At 39.5% G+C, this 18,173-nt stretch carries 20 protein-coding genes; 15 read left to right on the top strand and 5 right to left on the bottom strand.

The window, feature by feature from the left end:
• The first annotated feature begins 67 nt into the window (after positions 1-67).
• Genes ACKWCF_RS15810 through ACKWCF_RS15800 form a run of 3 tightly spaced genes read left to right on the top strand, consistent with a single transcriptional unit; the run spans position 68 to position 2,679 of the window.
• Positions 68-1,588: a ribonuclease E/G gene (locus ACKWCF_RS15810; RefSeq protein WP_409478575.1), complete on the top strand. Its 1,521-nt coding sequence runs from the start codon at positions 68-70 to the stop codon at positions 1,586-1,588.
• A 40-nt stretch (positions 1,589-1,628) separates the two neighbouring features.
• Entirely contained in the window at positions 1,629-2,150 is a 522-nt protein-coding gene (locus ACKWCF_RS15805) for a phospholipase A2 (protein WP_409478574.1), read from the top strand.
• 10 nt (positions 2,151-2,160) lie between these two features.
• Positions 2,161-2,679 (top strand): phospholipase A2, encoded by a 519-nt coding sequence (locus ACKWCF_RS15800; RefSeq protein WP_409478573.1) that lies wholly within the window; start codon positions 2,161-2,163, stop codon positions 2,677-2,679.
• A gap of 22 nt (positions 2,680-2,701) precedes the next feature.
• Here the strand turns inward: ACKWCF_RS15800 and ACKWCF_RS15795 are convergent, their stop codons facing one another.
• Entirely contained in the window at positions 2,702-3,808 is a 1,107-nt protein-coding gene (locus tag ACKWCF_RS15795; RefSeq protein ID WP_409478572.1) for an ATP-binding protein, read from the bottom strand.
• 235 nt (positions 3,809-4,043) lie between these two features.
• On the opposite strand from ACKWCF_RS15795, the gene rplU reads away from it, so the two are divergent.
• From rplU to rimO, 8 genes are all read left to right on the top strand, one after another.
• Positions 4,044-4,646: a 50S ribosomal protein L21 gene (gene rplU / locus ACKWCF_RS15790; protein ID WP_409478571.1), complete on the top strand. Its 603-nt coding sequence runs from the start codon at positions 4,044-4,046 to the stop codon at positions 4,644-4,646.
• Between the two features lie 25 nt (positions 4,647-4,671).
• Entirely contained in the window at positions 4,672-4,932 is a 261-nt protein-coding gene (gene rpmA, locus ACKWCF_RS15785) for a 50S ribosomal protein L27 (RefSeq protein ID WP_409478570.1), read from the top strand.
• Positions 4,933-5,036: 104 nt separating this feature from the next.
• A complete protein-coding gene (gene obgE, locus ACKWCF_RS15780) occupies positions 5,037-6,089 on the top strand; it encodes a GTPase ObgE (protein WP_409478569.1) in 1,053 nt (350 codons plus the stop codon).
• Between the two features lie 3 nt (positions 6,090-6,092).
• Positions 6,093-7,112 (top strand): nicotinate (nicotinamide) nucleotide adenylyltransferase, encoded by a 1,020-nt coding sequence (nadD, locus tag ACKWCF_RS15775; protein WP_409478568.1) that lies wholly within the window; start codon positions 6,093-6,095, stop codon positions 7,110-7,112.
• Between the two features lie 2 nt (positions 7,113-7,114).
• Positions 7,115-7,585 (top strand): 23S rRNA (pseudouridine(1915)-N(3))-methyltransferase RlmH, encoded by a 471-nt coding sequence (locus tag ACKWCF_RS15770; protein ID WP_409478567.1) that lies wholly within the window; start codon positions 7,115-7,117, stop codon positions 7,583-7,585.
• Between the two features lie 38 nt (positions 7,586-7,623).
• Positions 7,624-8,301 carry a ComF family protein gene (locus ACKWCF_RS15765; RefSeq protein ID WP_409478566.1) on the top strand — a complete coding sequence of 226 codons (678 nt, stop codon included), beginning with the start codon at positions 7,624-7,626 and terminating at the stop codon, positions 8,299-8,301.
• Positions 8,302-8,342: 41 nt separating this feature from the next.
• Complete coding sequence (locus tag ACKWCF_RS15760) at positions 8,343-9,032, top strand: LolA family protein (protein ID WP_409478565.1); 690 nt, start codon at positions 8,343-8,345, stop codon at positions 9,030-9,032.
• Complete coding sequence (gene rimO, locus ACKWCF_RS15755) at positions 9,029-10,402, top strand: 30S ribosomal protein S12 methylthiotransferase RimO (protein ID WP_409478564.1); 1,374 nt, start codon at positions 9,029-9,031, stop codon at positions 10,400-10,402. Before ACKWCF_RS15760 ends, rimO begins: the two co-directional genes overlap by 4 nt.
• A gap of 6 nt (positions 10,403-10,408) precedes the next feature.
• Here rimO and ACKWCF_RS15750 read toward each other — a convergent pair whose 3' ends face one another.
• Positions 10,409-11,542 carry a tetratricopeptide repeat protein gene (locus tag ACKWCF_RS15750; RefSeq protein ID WP_409478563.1) on the bottom strand — a complete coding sequence of 378 codons (1,134 nt, stop codon included), beginning with the start codon at positions 11,540-11,542 and terminating at the stop codon, positions 10,409-10,411.
• A 40-nt stretch (positions 11,543-11,582) separates the two neighbouring features.
• Between ACKWCF_RS15750 and ACKWCF_RS15745 the strand changes: the two genes are divergently transcribed.
• From ACKWCF_RS15745 to ACKWCF_RS15735, 3 genes are all read left to right on the top strand, one after another.
• Entirely contained in the window at positions 11,583-12,560 is a 978-nt protein-coding gene (locus ACKWCF_RS15745) for a hypothetical protein (protein WP_409478562.1), read from the top strand.
• Between the two features lie 104 nt (positions 12,561-12,664).
• Positions 12,665-13,078 carry a DUF2203 family protein gene (locus ACKWCF_RS15740; RefSeq protein ID WP_409478561.1) on the top strand — a complete coding sequence of 138 codons (414 nt, stop codon included), beginning with the start codon at positions 12,665-12,667 and terminating at the stop codon, positions 13,076-13,078.
• Positions 13,053-14,672 carry an NAD+ synthase gene (locus ACKWCF_RS15735; protein WP_409478560.1) on the top strand — a complete coding sequence of 540 codons (1,620 nt, stop codon included), beginning with the start codon at positions 13,053-13,055 and terminating at the stop codon, positions 14,670-14,672. The genes ACKWCF_RS15740 and ACKWCF_RS15735 overlap by 26 nt, the downstream gene beginning before the upstream one ends.
• 76 nt (positions 14,673-14,748) lie before the next feature.
• On the opposite strand, the gene ACKWCF_RS15730 is transcribed toward ACKWCF_RS15735, so the two are convergent.
• Positions 14,749-15,360 (bottom strand): PolC-type DNA polymerase III, encoded by a 612-nt coding sequence (locus tag ACKWCF_RS15730; protein WP_409478559.1) that lies wholly within the window; start codon positions 15,358-15,360, stop codon positions 14,749-14,751.
• A gap of 46 nt (positions 15,361-15,406) precedes the next feature.
• Between ACKWCF_RS15730 and ACKWCF_RS15725 the strand changes: the two genes are divergently transcribed.
• Positions 15,407-15,748, top strand: a complete 342-nt coding sequence (locus tag ACKWCF_RS15725) for a 2Fe-2S iron-sulfur cluster-binding protein (protein WP_409478558.1) — start codon at positions 15,407-15,409, stop codon at positions 15,746-15,748.
• Here ACKWCF_RS15725 and ACKWCF_RS15720 read toward each other — a convergent pair.
• Positions 15,735-16,916 (bottom strand): hypothetical protein, encoded by a 1,182-nt coding sequence (locus tag ACKWCF_RS15720; RefSeq protein ID WP_409478557.1) that lies wholly within the window; start codon positions 16,914-16,916, stop codon positions 15,735-15,737. The two genes, ACKWCF_RS15725 and ACKWCF_RS15720, sit on opposite strands and share 14 nt — an antisense overlap.
• On the bottom strand, positions 16,909-18,165 hold the full coding sequence (locus tag ACKWCF_RS15715; RefSeq protein ID WP_409478556.1) for a glycosyltransferase family 39 protein: 1,257 nt from the start codon (positions 18,163-18,165) through the stop codon (positions 16,909-16,911). The genes ACKWCF_RS15720 and ACKWCF_RS15715 overlap by 8 nt, the downstream gene beginning before the upstream one ends.
• Positions 18,166-18,173: the final 8 nt, after the last annotated feature.

Here is an 18,173-nt window from a genome sequence, read left to right as displayed (position 1 = left end):
CTTAACAAAATATTATTCGGTAAAACTGTCTGTGAAGTTAACAGGCGAATCGTCTAGGAGTCCCAATATGGCAGCAGAAATTCTAATTAATGTTCGACCGTTAGAAACACGCGTGGCCTACGTCGAGTCGGGGATTCTGATGGACTTAAAGGTTGAACGCAAATCTTCACCGACTTGGGTCGGGACGATTCACCGTGGGATCGTAACTAGAGTACTTCCAGGTATGCAGGCCGCTTTTGTCGACATTGGTCTAGAGAAAGCCGCGTTCTTATATGTGGGCGATATTTTAACTGAAGAAGGTAAAGAATTTTTTGCTGATGAAGACGATCACGAGCATAAATCAGGGGATGATAGCCAAGATCACCGTGGTTCTCGTGATATTAAAACTCCGATTCAAGATTTAATTAAAGAAGGCCAACATATTATGGTGCAGGTGGCGAAAGATCCACTGGGCACAAAAGGCGCGCGTATTACAACGCATATTTCGCTTCCAGGCCGTGGCGTAGTGTACATGCCCTATGTAAAACATGTGGGTATTTCTAGAAAAATCGAAGAAGAAGGCGAAAAAGAACGTCTCAAAAAACTAGTACAAAAAATCAATCCCTCAGGTGGGGTCATCGTTAGAACTGCGGCTGAAGGGGCCACTGAAGAATCGCTTCGTTCAGATATCGAGTATCTAGATCGTTTAGGAAAAGAAATTCAGAAAAATTACGAAAAGAAAAAAACAGCGGGCTTAGTGCATGCTGAAATCGATGTCGAGCTTCGCGCGCTTCGTGATTTAATGAATGAAGAAGTCACAACTGTTTGGGTTGATGACGAAGAAGTTTATAAAAAAGTTTCAAAGTTTGTGACGCAGTTAATGCCGAAGTACAAACAAAACATTATCTTCTACAACGAGAAAAAACCTTTATTCGATCTTTACGATGTAGATTTAGAAATCTCGCGTGCCACAGAAAGAAAAGTTTGGCTTAAATCCGGCGGTTATATCGTTGTCGATGAAGCCGAAGCTTTAGTGGTGGTTGACGTAAATACTGGAAGTTATGTCGGTAAAAAAGATTTAGAAGATACGATTTTAAAAACCAATCTAGAAGCCGTGAAAGAGATTGCCCATCAATTACGCGTGCGTAATGTGGGGGGTATTATCATCATCGACTTTATCGATATGGAAAAAGAAACGCACCGTGAACAGGTTTTACAAGCGCTTCAAGAAGAGCTTAAAAAAGACCGCGTACGTACCAATGTGACCTCTATGTCCGAACTTGGGCTGGTCGAAATGACCCGTAAACGCATTCGTCCAAGTCTTGTTAAGACACTGTGTGAGCCTTGTTCATACTGCGATGGTAAAGGGTATATTAAACGTAAAGCCACGATTGCGAACGAAATCTTCCGCGAAATTGAGCGTGAGGTTGGCTTAACTGAAAACACAAAACGTAATTTAATTATTCATTGCCATGCTCAAATTGTAGACTGGATTTACGAAGTCGAAAATGAAACCCTTGAGCATCTTGAAAAGCGCTTTGGGCACTCAATTGCCTTTAAAATTGAAACGACTTACCACTTAGAACAATACGAGATATTTGATAACTAACTAGTTTACTTACTCTAGTTTTTGACATAGATTCCGCGCCATGAAAAATATCAGGGAATTAACAGTGGCTCTAGTGGCCGTGTTGGGCTTGGCTATGCCTTTAGCTCAGGCAAAACATCACAATCAATACTTACAGGATTATTGCGAGAAAATTGGCGGTGAATTTATCGCTGAGTTTACTTGTCCAGAGACGGGTAAAGTTCGCAAAGAAGAGTTCTGTCGTTTTACAAATGCTGACCAGCAATCTTTATATTTTAACGGTTGTAACAGTGACAATCAGGATGGCTATCGCATTTATTTTTTCAAAGCCTGCCTGGTGCATGATTCTTGCTATCATAATGAACCTAAAGCGAGTGGTAAATCTCGTGCCGAGTGCGACGAAGATTTTAAGAATAATATGTTAAAGATCTGCAAACAGGATGAGCGTAAAGGTAACAAACACTTCATGTGTAAAAGCATGGCAAGAATGTATTATAGCGCAGTTCGTTTGAAGGGCGAAGAGTCTTGGCGTTGTATGAAAAATAGTGTCAGATATCCCACTTCAATGGAACAGATTCCTTAAGGAAAATGAGATGAAAAAAGTTTTAGCTTTATTTGTAGCAATCATTGCGATGGCATCAACAACTTGGGCCGATCAACAATTAGTCGACTACTGTGTAAAAACTGGTGGAGAAGTTATTCAAGAATGGACTTGTCCAGCAACCGGAAACCTTAAAGCTGGCGAGGCTTGTAAACAAACTAATTCTTTGGGCCAAGTGATGTACTTCAATGGTTGTTCAGCTCCTGAAGGTAAATACAAAACTTTATTCTTTAAAGCCTGTATCATTCATGATCTTTGTTATCACCATGAGCCAACAACCAACAATAAATCAAAAGCTGACTGCGATAATCAATTTTTCACTAACATGAAAAAAATCTGTAAAACGACAGGCATCTTAAATTTTGAATGCAGTTTAGCCGCGCAAACTTTTTATACGGCTGTTGTTAAAGGCGGAGATGCCGCATTTAGCTGTTCAAAAGAAAACGTACAGTATCCATTAGATATGGATCAGTTACCGCTTCCATCGCCAACGCCTTTAATTGCACTTTAATTCTTAGTGTGTGCGGAAAAAGTTAAATAATTTTTCCGCGCCAAAGATCTTTTAAGAAATTTTCGACATCCAAGCTTTGTGGATCACGGCTGACTAATATTGATTTCTTCACGGGAAATTTTCCCGTGAATTTTTTTAATCTTCGCATGTGTTGTGCGTTGACTGATTTAGTTCCGCGCACTTCGATCGCTACTTCGTCGTTAAGTAAAAAATCAATTTCGTTACCCTGGTAATCACACCAAAATTGAATTTTAGTGTTCGGGGCGCGATAGTTTTTATAAGCGATAAGTTCTAAGAGAATGAAATGCTTTAACGCACTTTCAGATTTTTCAAAATCCTGCTCAAGATTAAAATCATTTTTTAGAGCGTTAGCTACACCTACATCGAAGAAGTAAAACTTAGAGCGTTTAGCGCCTTTACGCGATGTCGTACATTGGATTTCGTAACCAAGGTGCATCTCTTTAAGCAGTTCAAAGTACTCGCGTACTGTGCGTGCCGGCGCTTCGCAAATTTTAGCAATCTCTTCAAAATGTAAATACTGGCCATTGTATTCGGCGGCCACGTTCAAAAATCGCGAGAAATTTTCAATCTTGCGAATTTTTCCGGTCTGAATCAGGTCTGCCTGAAACAAAAGACCAACGTAATCATTTAAAAGCACATCCTTGTGCTCATGACTGTAAACCGAAGGTAAAGAACCAAAACTTAAAATCTGATCCAGGTTAAATTCGTTTTGTAATTCTTCATAACAAAACGGCAATAACGACAGCGTTTCAGTTTTTTCTGCTTCTAGAGCAGGGTGGTTCTTCATCTGTTGTGAAGCTGATAAAATAAAATGCACATTCTGCGTTTTATTTAGGTGCTCCACTTGATCCAGTAGCGATGGCAAACGGTTCACGTTATCAAGCGCTACGGTTTTCATCTCTGGTGTAAGAAGTTTTTCAATGATGTTTTTCTGAAATGAAAGTTTTCTGAAGGTGTCCGCCTCCTGCAGATTTAAATATAAATCCACCGAAGCCAATGACTTCAGATACGAGCTTTTTCCTGTTTGACGAGGCGAAAGCAGCAGCAGGTTCTTCTTTAAAGGGGCCTTTAAGGGAGGGGCGATCCTTCTTTTATGGATTATATCCATGCACCAATATCAACACGTCTTATTAATAATAGCAATAGTAATTCGTAAAATAATATAAAAAAGAATTAATAGTGCGGAAATTATAAATATAAACGAATATATGCGGTTTATACAGGTCGTGGTGCGGCAACAAAATCTAGACTGAAATTCATTCAATTGGCTTTGACAGAGGCGTGCCCCAGATGATTTAAAGGTCACTCTTAATTACGAAATAAATCCATTCAAGGAGAATGTAATGTACGCAATTATTAAAACAGGCGGCAAACAATATAAGGTTCAAGCCGGCGACGTTTTACAAGTTGAAAAACTTGAAAAAGATCTTGGTTCAGAATTCAAAATCGACGAAGTTCTACTAGTTGGTGGCGATAAAACTCACGTTGGTGCTCCAACTGTGAAAAACGCTTCAGTAACTGTTGTTGTTACTAAACAAGCTCGCACTCGCAAAGTCATCGTTTTCAAAAAACGCCGTCGTCATTCATACAGAAGATTCGGCACGCACAAACAAGACTTCACAGAGTTATTTGTTAAAGCGATCACTTCTCCAGACGGACAAACTGCTAAATCTGATGCAACTCCAGTTGTTAAAGATATGGCTGCATTACGTGCTGAACGTATCCAAACTAAAATTGAAGATTCACGCGCTCGCGCTGAAGCAGGTATCGGTTTAGGCCGCGCTGCTGCTCATGGCGTAACTAAAGCTGCTCCAGCTAAAAAAGCTGCTGCACCTAAGAAAAAAGCTACAGCGAAAAAAGCCGCTCCTAAAAAAGCTGCTTCTAAACGCTCAGTGAAAACAGCTGCTAAAAAAGCGGCTAAAAAAACAACTAAAAAAACTAAATAATTTTTAAAGGAACACGGAGTATACAATGGCAAGTAAAAAAGCTGGTGGTAGTACCAAGAATGGTCGCGATTCGCAGTCGAAGAGATTAGGCGTTAAACGTTTCGGTGGCCAATTAGTGCAATCAGGAACAATCATCGTTCGTCAACGTGGAACTCAATTCCACATTGGTAACAATGTTAAAATGGGACGCGATCACACAATCTATTCAGTGATCGAAGGTCACGTTAAATTTGAAAGATTTTCGAAAGAAAAATTTAAAGTTAGCGTTTATCCAAAAACTGCGTAATAAGTAGTTTAATTACAAACATTCGCATAAAGAGGGAGCCCTTCAAGGCTCCTTTTTTATTGGTTCAAAGAGTTAGTCGTGTCGCAGACACGCAGAAGTGTCGTATGAAATTTGTTGATGAAGTTAAAATCACAGTTGCTTCGGGTCGTGGTGGCCCGGGTGCCGTTACATTCCGTCGTGAATCTTATGCCCCTCGTGGCGGCCCAGATGGGGGCGATGGCGGTAAAGGCGGAGACGTTATCTTCAAAACCTCTAAGCACATCAACTCTCTAGTCGACTTTAAGACTTACAAAAAGTATTCGGCCGACAACGGTCAACCGGGTGCCGCTTCAAACTGTTCAGGCCATAACGGCGCTGACATGGTGATGATTGTTCCTGAAGGTACCATCATTCGCGATGCTGAAACTCATGAAGTGATTTACGACTTAACTGATCTTCATGAAATCAACTTCTTACAAGGTGGCCGTGGTGGTAAAGGTAATGCTTTCTTTAAAACGAGCGTAAACCAAGCCCCAGAATACGCGCAACCAGGTGAAGACAACACGACTCGTGAAATCATCTTAGAATTAAAACTTATCGCTGACGTAGGGATCATCGGTTTTCCTAATGCAGGTAAATCGACATTAATTTCTCGCATTTCGGCAGCAAAACCTAAGATCGCTGATTATCCGTTCACAACTTTAACTCCTAACTTAGGCGTTGTTAAAGTCGGTGATTATTCAAACTTCGTTGTTGCGGATATTCCAGGTCTAATTAAAGGTGCGCATTTAGGTGTGGGCCTTGGTATTCAATTTTTAAAACATATCGAACGTACCAGTTTATTCGTTCACATCGTTGATATTTCTGGAATGTCTGGCCGTGACCCGGTTCAAGATTACCAAGATATCAATTTTGAAATCGAGAAGTACGATGAAATGAGTAAAGATAAAGACGGATTCTTTCCGCTATCTTCGCGCGAACAAATTTTAGTATTTAACAAGATTGATCTTTTATCTGCAGATCAAATCGAAAAGATTAAACAGACATTTAAAAAGAAATTTAATGTAACTGGTTACGCGATTTCTGGCGTTACAGGAAAAAACATCAATGAATTACTTCAGGCTATGGCTGAAAAAGTAATTGCGTCTAAAACTGGCGATCAAGAGCAAGGGCAATAAAAGATGAAAATCGGTATTTTCGGCGGAAGTTTTAATCCTCCACACAATGGTCATGTAAACAGCTTAACGACAGTTCAAAAGAAAATGGGTTTTGATAAAATCCATATCATTCCAAACAGTCAAAACCCATTAAAAGTTCCTACTGAAAAAATTGGCGACGAGCACCGTTTAGCCATGGCAAAACTAGCGTTTGCAACTTACGGCGATGCATTCGTGATTGATGATATCGAACTAAAACGTGGTGGCAAAAGCTACACAATCGACACGATCAAAGAATTACGCAAAACATACGAATCAAAAGACTTATATTTAATTATCGGTGCGGATAACTTTGAAACTTTCAACGAGTGGAAAGACTTTAAAAAAATTCTTACTGAAGTAAATTTGGTTGTGACAACTCGTCCTGGTTACCAAATTCCTGAAACTGAATCTGAATTTCCAGCTTTCTTATCAGGTTTAGTGGCTGAAAGCGATTTCGGTGCGGTTGAATTAACAACGGGCCGTTCAATCGAGTTCTTAACTTTACAAGACATGGATATTTCTTCGTCTGAATTGCGCAAAAAATTACGCGTAGGTCGTCCTGTGGATAAGTTCTTACCACTAGCTGTAGAAAGCTATATCAAAGAACACAAATTATACCGTCAAGCGAACCAAAAAATCAGCGACTACGAAAAATTCACTGAGTTTTGCGCGCAGGTGCTTTTTGATAAAAAAGGTATTGCCGTTCGTGGTTACGACATTCGTAACAGCTCAACTACAACAGACTTTACTTTAATCGCTTCTGGTACAAGTACTCGTCACGCAGCTTCTATGGCTGAAAACTTAGTTCAGGCCGTAAAAGAAGAATTCAACGTTTACCCATTAGGTGTTGAAGGTGTTGACGAAGGCCGTTGGGTTGTTGTGGATTACGGTCCATTAATCGTTCACTTATTTTATGATTTCGTTCGTCAGGAATACCGTATGGAAGAACTTTGGAAAGACGGTAAGGAATTTAAACTCACTGATAAAACTGGCCAAAAATAATTATGAAAGCCGTTCTATTTGACTTTAAAACAGCCAAAGAAGAATGGTTTGACCACGCGGTTGCCACATACACTAAAAAATTAAATCCATTCATTCCGTTTGAGGTGATTTCGCTGAAATCATCAAAAACGGATCGTGATGATGCTGCCTCTAAGAAAAAACACGAATCAGAAGATTTACTAAAAAAAATCACCAATGATGATTATGTGATTTTGTTTGATGAAAAAGGCAAAGACTTAGATTCATTACAATTTTCAAAACAAATTGAAACAGCGCAAATGTCTGGAAAAAAACGTTTAGTGTTTATTATCGGCGGCGCTTTCGGCGTTTCTGACGATATTAAAAACCGCGCACAACTTAAAGTTTCACTCTCAAAAATGGTGATGAACCACTTGGTTGCTGAAACTGTGGCGCTTGAACAAATCTACCGCGCATTTACAATTATCAAACGTATTCCGTATCACAATATATAATTAAAAAATCTGGCCACATATTTGCAAATTAACCGCACATGATGTGGCAATTTTTGCGTTTTTGGTTTTACCGGTTATTCATCGTTGATTGTGTAGGTTGTGGTTCGCTTGTTGTGCATGCGCGCGGGCTTTGTTTAAGTTGTGAATATCATATTCTTGATCATTATCTCTATTCACAGGTTGAAGCCGCAACAGTTCCCGAATCCGGATTACGATTTCGTTTTTTATTTAACTGGATTCCTGGAGAAAGCAGTTTGTTGTCGAGCTATGTGTATTTACTTAAATCACCGCTGGCAGAACCGCTCTGGCATGAGCTTTCACGCTATTTTGTGCCGCCAGAACACCTCAAAAATAATGTCATTTTTATTCCGATTCCGAGTCGTAAAAAGCGCAAACATTCGCTTTATTTGGCGCAAGGTTTGGCCGAACAATTGGGGGGTGAAGTCATCGAAGCTCTGCAAACTTCGGCTTTGGATTCGCTTGAGCAAAAGCAAAAATCCAAGACGGAACGTCGTAAAATCACCTTTACCCTGATTGAAGAATTTACAGAGCGTCTGCGTCTGGCCCCGGCAATCGTGCTAGTGGATGATGTCATTACTACAGGAGCTTCGTATGAAGCCGCATATAATGTTTTAAAAAACCACCAAGTGTGTCTGGAAAACATCGAACTATGGACCGCGTTTTACCGTGAGGCTATCAGAGTGAACTTTGAGTAATTACCGTTGTTGAAAAGCGCAGCATCTGATATACCAAAGGCATGCAATTTCACTCTCAAATTCGTCAAATTTTTGTTTTGCTTGCGGCTATTGTTTTAATGCCGTTTGTAAGCATTGCTGCTGCGAAATCAAAAGCTAAAGTGAGCGATCAAACGCAGGCCGAAAATATTTTAAAAAAGTATAATCAAAAATCAGGCGTGCAAATCAAACTTGAAATGCTGACTGAGAAAAAAGCGTTAGGTACTAAAACAGCTGATAAAGGTGTAATGACCCACCAAACGGGTAAATTAAATTTATCACTTGAAGGCGAAAAAAAATCAGAAATGATTTTTGATGGCAAAAAAGCTTATTTAATTTCTTATCCTGACCAAGAACTTGATCCGGATGGAAAAAGAAAAGTAATTTTACTTAAAGTGAACGACAAAAACCAATTAGGTCTTTTATCGAATCTTTTTGGTAATCCTAAAAAATTCTTTGCCAATTTTAAAACTAAAACAGTTTCTGTTGATAATGACATTTTAACTTTGGTTCTTGAAGATAAAGCCAAAACATTAAAGCCGATGACTTTAGTGTTTTCTAAAAAAGACCAAGCTTTACAAAAGATGTCTTACTTAGATGACGTGGGTTCAGAAATTCAAATCAATTTTGAAAAGCCGAATTATACGACAGAAATTTCTTCTAAATTATTTAAATACAATGCTCTTAAATCTGATGAGGTCGTAAGCCAATGAACCAAAACCAAACTGAAAACTCTCCTAAAAAAGTTCACTTTATTAGCTTAGGTTGCCCTAAGAACTTAGTTGATAGCGAAATCATGGCGGGAACGCTTATGAAAGACGGTTACGAAGTTGTAGCCGATGCTGAAGACGCTGACACGGTTGTTGTGAACACTTGCGGTTTTATCGAAGAATCAAAAAAAGAATCTATCCAAAGAATTTTGGATATGACGTCTTTAAAAGAACAAGGCCAAATTAAAAAAGTGGTTGTAGCTGGTTGTTTAACTCAACGTTATAAAGATGAATTAGTGGAAGGTTTACCTGAAGCTGACTTATTCGTTGGCAGCGGCGAATTCCAGAATATCGCAAAGATCTTAAAAAACCATGATGCTGGTGAAAAGAAAAAAACTTTCTTCAACCTACCAACATACCTTCAGGAAGAAGCTACTCCGCGTGTAAATTCACAACCAAAACACAGAGCGTATTTAAAAATCTCTGAAGGGTGTATGAAGCGTTGTGCGTTCTGCGCAATTCCATTAATCCGCGGTAATTTACAATCACGTACAATTCAAAATATCGTTAACGAAGCTAAATTATTAGCTGCGGGTGGCGTTAAAGAATTAATCATTATCTCTCACGATTTCACAGATTACGGTTGGGATTTACGCCGTAAAGATCCAAACGCGAAAGAATCTCCAGTTGAATTATTAAAAGCTTTAGCTGAAGTAGATGGTATCCAATGGATTCGTATGCTTTACTTATATCCAGATGGAATCACGCAAGAGCTTATCGATTTAATGAAATCAAATCCTAAGTTTGTAAAATACTTTGATATGCCATTACAGCACATCAACAACGACGTTCTTAAAAAAATGAACCGTAAGATGACTCGCGAAGAAATCGAAGTGGCGTTAAAACGTATCCGTACGGAAATTCCAGATGCGGTGATTCGTACGCAATTCATCGTAGGTTTCCCTGGTGAAACAAACGAGCAATTTGAAGAGTTATTAAAATTCGTGTCAGAGCAACAATTTGACCGCGTAGGCTGTTTTAAATATTCACCAGAAGAAAACACTCCAGGTGGCAAAATGACTGACCAAATCGAAGATCACATCAAAGATTTCCGTCACGATGCTTTAATGTCGATTCAGCAAAATATTTCTAAAGTTAAACACGAAGCTTTCATTGGTAAAACAGTTGAAGTTTTAGTTGAAGGTTACTCTGAAGAAACTGAATTATTATTACAAGGCCGTACTTCACAGCAAGCCCCTGAAATTGATGGCGTTGTCTTAATCAATGATGGCGAAGCCAAAATCGGTGATATCGTTAAAGTCGAAATCACTGAAAGTATGGAATACGATTTAATCGGTGGAATCGTTCAGTAGCGCGTGTTAATGGAATCCGGCGCACTGCTGGATTCCATGGTAGTAAGCCGTAGAAGCCTTCATTTTAGCGGCCTCTAGGGGCGCCAGGGCCTCTCTAAAGCGAACCGCCGAAGACTTATCAAGCTGACAGGCTTTAATAAAATAAGGTAAAGCCTCGTCATAACGTAAAAGCTGATATAACGACTGAGCTGCGCCTAACTGAGCGCGGCCTGATTTGGGCTCAGCCTCTGTTGCCCCTTTAAAAGCCTCAATGGCTTTGCCGTAGTTTTTTTGTAAATAGAAAACCTCACCCAAACACGTTAAAGCAAATTCGTTTTTTTCCATCTGAGCGGATTTTTCGAATTGTTTTTGCGCGTCTTTATAGTTCATGCGTTCACGTTGAGAAATTCCTAAGTAAATCAGGGCTAAATTGTCTTTTGGAAATGACTTAATCACTCGCGGGCAGACAGTATCAACTTCGCCATGATTCGAATCTTCCGTTTCTAAAATGCAAAGATCTAAAAGATATTTGTTCACATTTTTTTTATCGATTTTCATCGCATCTTGCAGGGCGCTTTTAGCTTCGAATAAATTTCCAAGTTTGCGGTAAACACGCGAGTACTCGGTTAAAATCATCAAGTCATTTTTGCCTTCATCGGTAACTGAATCCAAGATTGAAACGGCATCACGGTATTTACGATCGGCGATGAGGATACGTGCCTGTAGTGCTTTGTCTTGTGGAGCTGTCAGTAATGTTTTGTTTTCGATCACCATTGAACGGGCGTCTTTAGTGCGACCTTCGTTAATTAAAAAATCGATCATCGGTTCAAAATTGGCGAAAGTTTTTTTCGCGTTAAATGTGGTTTTGAACGGCTCAAGAGCCATTTGAAATTCAGAATCAGAAAGCAAAGATTTAAATTCAAGAGGAGCACGACAGTATGATTGGTACTCGTAATATTTACCGCTCACTGGGGCTGAAGTGATAGCAGGTCGACCAGATCCATTTTGCACAGGCTGTGCAGCGCCTTGTGTATTTCCAGGATTAAATGAGGGAACTGTGACTTGCACTGGTGGTTGAGGCTGTGTCGTGGTCTGGGCCTGTGCCAGATTGATACAAATTAAACAAATGCAGATAGAAAAAACTAATAAAAATCGTCTCATATTTTTCACCAATTGCCCTTATCTTCCGATAAGTTCATAGGTGAAACAAGAGCTAGAACAAAAAACAAGACGTTCAATTTTGCGAGCACGCAAAATCGGCCTACTATTGCGTGGTCGAAACAGCGGTCAGGCTGTGGTCGAATATATTCTTATTGTTTCAATCGCCGTAGCTATTATTTTTATTATGAAGGGTGCCTTCAGTGGCATGAGTAGCTTCATAGATAATTATTTAGGAAAATATACAGAATGCCTTATGGCTTACGGCGAGTTGCCGACACTGGGTATCAGAAATGATGACCTGAAAAAACACTTAAGCTCAGATTATAAATGTGAATCAGGCTTTAAACCTTTCACTGTGGCTGAAGGCCGACCTCCGATCGCCAGCGGCAATGCCGGTGGGGGTAGTGGTAAAAACGGCAGCGGTAAAGGGAGCTCTAATTCTAATTCATCGAGCTCAAATGGAAGCTCAAGCGATTCTTCTTCTTCCGATAGTAGCCGTGGCGACAGAGATGCTGTCAGCGGTAATGGCAGTGGCGGTGGTAGCGGTGAACAGAGCGGGAATACAAGACCTCGTCGTGCGGGACGAAGCACAGCAGATGGGATTGCCGGTGGAGATGGTAATCAGCGTTTAATCGAAGACGAAGGCGACGAAGAAGGTGGCCGTGGGCGTAAAAGAAAGCCTCGCGAATCGCGTATTATTTACAGAGATAGATCGCGTTATCGGGCTGTCCTCGGGGATGAAGCGGAGCAAATTACTAAATTATCTACGCGTAGCTCAATCAGTCGTAAACCGACCTCGCGTTCTATTGCCAAAGCCGAAGGTGGAAGCCTTCCTGGGCCACGTTCAGGCTTAATGCGACCACCCCCTGAACCAATAGCGTATGTTGAAGAATCTAAAGACGAAGGCTGGGGATTTGGAACCATTGTAAAATGGATCTTTATCATTGGTATCATAGTAGCTCTTGTAATCTTTTTCGGGGGACAATTACTGGGTTATTCGAACTCGGATAGCAGCTAGTTTTTTAGCCATTATATAATATACAATCACCGATTTCTTCGTTGAAACTTTAGGTAAGTTGGCAAATAAAGAGTCCATAAATTTTCGTGAGCAGGGGACTTAAATTGATCGAGATTTTCAACGTTCAGAAGAACAAGCATTTTACGTATGCGGAAGCAGAAGAGATTCTACCCCTGGTTTACCGCATTACCGATGACGCCAGCAAAGAAGTGAAATACTTAATGGGCTGCGTGGAAGCACTTCAAGATAAACACAGTGATGCTTCTCGTGACCTTCAAACGCGCATCAACCAAATCATTGAAAAATGGCAAAACAAACTTGAGCGTTTAGGCTTACGCCCTAAAGGCTTATGGTTAGCCGACTTTGATAACGGTTCGGGCTATTTTTGCTGGAAATTTCCAGAAACTAAAATTTTATTCCAACATGGCTACCAAGATGGCTTTACTGGGCGTATTCTAATTGCAGAACAAGACGCTCCACGTGAGGACCACAATGCGCATAGCCCTAGCCCAAATTAATTCATCACTCGCTGATTTCGACGCTAACGCCGAAAAAATTATCTCGCACATTAAAACATTAACTGAAAAAAAAGCGGAGCTTATCGTATTTCCCGAAGCTTCGCTTTTTGGCTATCATCCTTTTGATTTATTAGAGCGCGAAACTTTAATCACGCAGCAAAATAAAGCCTTACAAAAAATCTTAAAAGCGATTCCACAAGGTGTGCATATTCTTGTGGGTGGTTTTGAAAAAAACAAAAACAAAAAAGGTCGTCCGTATTTCAATAGCGCTTTTTTATGTAAGAAAAATAAAATCGTTAAAATTTTCAGAAAACAACTATTGCCGACAGGCGATGTGTTTGATGAAGCCCGCTTTATTGAACAAGGTGATGTAAAACAAAACTACTTTCAAATCGGTAAGAAGAAATTTTTCTTAACGATCTGTGAAGACATGTGGGCTTGGCCAACGAAAGAAGGCTCTGAGTACGCTGAAAATCCGCTGTTAAAAGTACCAAAGAAAAAAATCGATCTTGTGATTAACATGAGCGCTTCACCGTTTTTTACCGGCAAATTTAAAAAACGTCAGTTTATGGCAGCTCAGACAGCGAAGCATTTTAAAGCCCCTTTATTGTATGTAAACTTAGTGGGTGCCCAAGATGAAATTATTTACGATGGGCAAAGTTTTTTAGTTTCGCCAAAAGATAAGATTTTATTCAAAGCCCAATCTTTTGCAGAAGACACGAATGTCATTGATCTAAATACTTTAGAGACATGGAGCCCAAGTAATAAATTTGAAACTCCGACTGAAGAATTACGTAAAGCTTTAGTTTTAGGTTTAAAAGACTACGCGCAAAAAATCGGCGTCAGTAAAGTTCACTTAGGATTGTCAGGTGGAATTGATTCAGCTTTAGTTGCTGCTCTAGCTGTTGATGCTTTTGGTTCTAATAATGTAAAACTTTTTGCTTTGCCGACGGAATATAATGTTGAGCTGAGCATGACTTATGCGCGCCAACTTGCCGTTAACTTAGGTGCAGAGTTCAAAGTCATGTCGATTCAGTCGACGTTTGAATTTATCAGAACACTTTTAGATGGTGAATTTAACGTCGAAAAATTCGGTCTAATGCACGAAAACTTACAATCTCGCATTCGTGGGTTATTTATGATGGCGTATTCAAACTTTACCGGAAGTTTATTATTAACGACGGGTAATAAATCAGAATACGCAACGGGCTACGCTACACTTTACGGTGATATGTGCGGTGGTCTTGCGCCACTAGGTGATTTAACGAAAAAGCAAATCGTTGAATTATGCGAGCACTACAATAAAGAAATCGAAATTATTCCTGATTTTATTATTCGTCGTCCGCCAAGTGCTGAACTTCGTCCGAATCAAAAAGATCAGGACAGTCTTCCGCCTTACGAGTTGTTAGATAAAGCTGTACAAAACGTGGTGGAAAAGAAAAAACCTGCTAAAACTGAAACTGAAAAATGGCTTTTAAAACAGTTGATGAAAACTGAATTTAAACGTTGGCAGGCGCCACCAATTTTAAAAGTGACGGAACATTCTTTCGGAAGAGGAAGACGTTACCCAATAGCTCACAAAGCCAAAGAGTAAATTCGAAGCTCTGACGGCACGATGCCGTCAGAAAGGCTGTCCCAGGAAGGCGACCAACCAGCGCAGCGGTGATGTATTAGAACAAGAAACCCATTTGTTTAGGTTGGCGTTCAATTTGTGGAAACTTGAATTCTGTTTTACCAGTTAATTGAACTAAGTTTTCAATCTGTGGAGCACGGCCACCAACAGATAAACGTTTTACCATTTCCCAGAAAACCATTCCGCAGTACGTAGCGTCTTCTTCCGCTCTGTGGAAATCTGATGAAGGAATTTTAAAATGCTGCACCAGAGTACCTAATTTATAGTTTGCTAAACCAGGAATAAGTTTACGAGACATCGGTAGAGTATCGACAACGATACCTTTAGGGGCTTCAGATTCAAATTTTTTGATATCAGATACTAAGAATTGGCAGTCGAAAGGTGCATTATGGGCCACCATAACATCGTTACCGCAAAACTCGGCAAAAGAATTCAATACGTCTTCGATTAATGGTTTGCCGGCTACCATTTCATTGGTGATTTTATTCACGGCAGTTGCGCCCGGTGGAATTGGAATTTGTGGGTTAATTAAAGTTGAAAAAACGGCATCAACTACGCCATTCTCGATACGCACGGCACCGATTTCTACGATACGGTCTACGCCTGGTACAGTTCCTGTAGTTTCTAAGTCAAAAGCTATAAATCTCATATATTATTTGTACACCTTCGGTATAACTATTTGTTACATATAAGTGGTGGGTCTTTCAACAAAAACACTGACAGTTTTAAAATATAACGATGCGAAATTAGAGTTCGTTTCTGAGATTAAATTTAAACAAACAGAAAATTTGTTAGATTTATTAAACGCTCATAAAATTGGCATTAGCCAATCCTGCGGTGGCTTTGCAAGCTGCACAACTTGCCGAATTTTTGTGACAAAAGGCTTACAATATATCAAGCCGCGCGAAGAGCTAGAAGCCGAACGTGCACAAGAGCGAAACTTCACTCCGCAAGAACGCTTGGCCTGTCAGATTGAGCTTCCGGTTGAAGCCGCGACTGATTTTGAAATTATTATCGCCAATCCTACCGAGGATTAACGTAGAAATTATTCGTGTAAACCCAAGTAATCCACTTTGTGGCATCAGGTAACGGAAACGTCGGGCTTAGACGAACCTGTAAGCGGTAAACGCCTGGTGAATCAATCGGAAATAAGCCTTCAAATGTATTTAAGTGATCAATGCGTTGTCCGTTTTTATAAAGAACAACTTCATAAAAAGGAATCGGTTCAGCGGGAAGTTTGTAATACAAACGCAAATTTTTTGTAAAGGCGATATCTTCACCGGTAAAAATCTTTTTACGGTTTTCAGTAATATAACTTTCAAATCCAGTAGCATCACCTAAAGCATCAAAAGCCACATAAGAGTGGCCGCGCTTAAGTGCTGTTAATACTTTTTGCGCGTCGTTTGCGATATCGCCAGTTAATTCTGAAGTCAGAAATACGTGCTGGCTGGCAATATTAAAACTCATTTCATAACTTGGAAACTTCACTAACCAATCAGCGAAAGGAATAGCACGGGCCGTAGCTTCAGCGCCGACAAAGAAGCTCACTTTTTTTAATTGTGAAAGCTGGTCAAAAATGGCGATTTCTGCAGAAGGTTCTTTGTATAAACGAGTTAACGCCAAACGGGGGTTAAACGGGTAATAAAGAATACTCCAAATTGTTGATAGACGTGATTCTTTCCATGACTTTTGCGCAATACTTTTAAAATTTAAAACTTCAAGACCATCAAAGTTAGCTTCGGTTAAGCGGGATAATTCGTAAGGCTGAGTGATTTGGTGTGATTCAACAATTAAGGCATTGGTATCTTGCGCATAGTCTTTAGCTGTTTTTTTGAAGAAGTTTTTATTCGTCGGTGAATAATAGATAAACTGGCGTGCGCCATCATAAACTTTTGCACCCGAAAGCATGCCGACATCTGATAAATACTTATCTGTGTCTAGATCGTAATAGCTGTTGGTATCTGAAATTAAAACAAAATTAAGACGGGCTTTTTTAGCTTCTTCAGCGATAGATAACACATTGCCTGAACCCGATGAAAGATGTGAATACACATCAAAAGCCATTTTATAATCGTATAAAAAAACAGATTGGTCTTCGACTTTAGCTGTGGGTGGGATAACTCTGATTTCAAACTGTGAAATATAAAACCCATACACAGCAAATGAAAGCATTACGAATGTCAGAGCAAAAAATATTCTATTCATGACTGAATTCAAAGACCTCTAAATCATATTTAGGAAATTCGGCCACTTTGACTTTTGAAAATTCATAGTAAGTTATAGGCCATTCAGTTGTTTTATATTTAAGAACGTAAAATTTCTTTTCTTCAGGTCTTGATTGCGGAAGAGTATCAAAGAAATCATAACGAGATAAACCGTACAGTTTATAAACCGGGGTATCTGTTAACATCGAAAATAAAGCTGAAAGCTGATAGGTCGGTCCGTATAAAGGCTTATAAGCTTGTAATTGCGGAGCGATTTCATAAACGGTTAAGCTGGTAGGCAATTGCTGCATTTTGTTTTTACCAAAATCAGTCAAAAAGAAAACTGGAACAGCCAACCAAATAACGAAGTAATAGATTAACGAAAAACGAATGATTTTTTTCTTATTTGTATCTAAATCAACCAAAGCTGCTGCATGTGAAGTCATTGGCCAATTGGCTTCAACTTTAGCTTTAAATGAACTGTAAAGAAAAAATAACCATTGCCCTAAGGCGCTGATTTTAAAAAGTGATTTTTTGAAATTAAACAGCAATGAAAACATCAAAACTGGATTGAAAATTAAGATTTGTCCCGCCAAATAAGATGTTGTCCACCAAAGTTGATAAGGTTTTGGTGCTTGAAATCCGTGGTTGAGCTGAAATTTAAACGAGGCAAAGTCATTCTGAAAATTCCAAATTAACACCGGAGCACAAAATAAAAGTCCGAAAATAATAGTTAGAAAAACTTTTTTGCTGAAAAATACTTTTAAACGTTTTTCAAAGGCTAAAGCAATTAAAGTGACTAACGGAAAAAGCACAATATGGTATTTAGAACAAAAGCCCAAACCAAGGCTTATACCTAATAGAATATAGTCTTTGCTTTTCTGCTCTTCTAAAATTTTTAAAACGTAATAAGAAGCTAAACCCCAGAATAGAAGTAGCGGGGCATCGGGGGTAATTAAAATACTTCCTAATCCTAAAAACGGATTAAGCATTAAAAATGCTGTGAAGAGATTAAGTTCTTGATGGATATTCGTTGAATCAAGCTGCGATCTGCGGCGAAGAAAAACTTTCAGCCAGATAAAAAATGTGATCGTGCTTAAAATTACAAAGATAAGTCGAGTAGCCGCCCATTTCGGGGCGAACGGTAGGTAATTGCTTAGAGCCGATAACCAGGCCACCATACCGGGGTGGTCGAAATAACTGAGTTGAAGGTTTTGCCCCCAGAACCAGTAATATGCCTCATCGCCCACAAGCGGGA

Source organism: Pseudobdellovibrio sp. HCB154 (assembly GCF_046267985.1).
GTDB lineage: Bacteria > Bdellovibrionota > Bdellovibrionia > Bdellovibrionales > Bdellovibrionaceae > Pseudobdellovibrio.
This window is presented reverse-complemented; position numbering and strand designations above follow the sequence as displayed.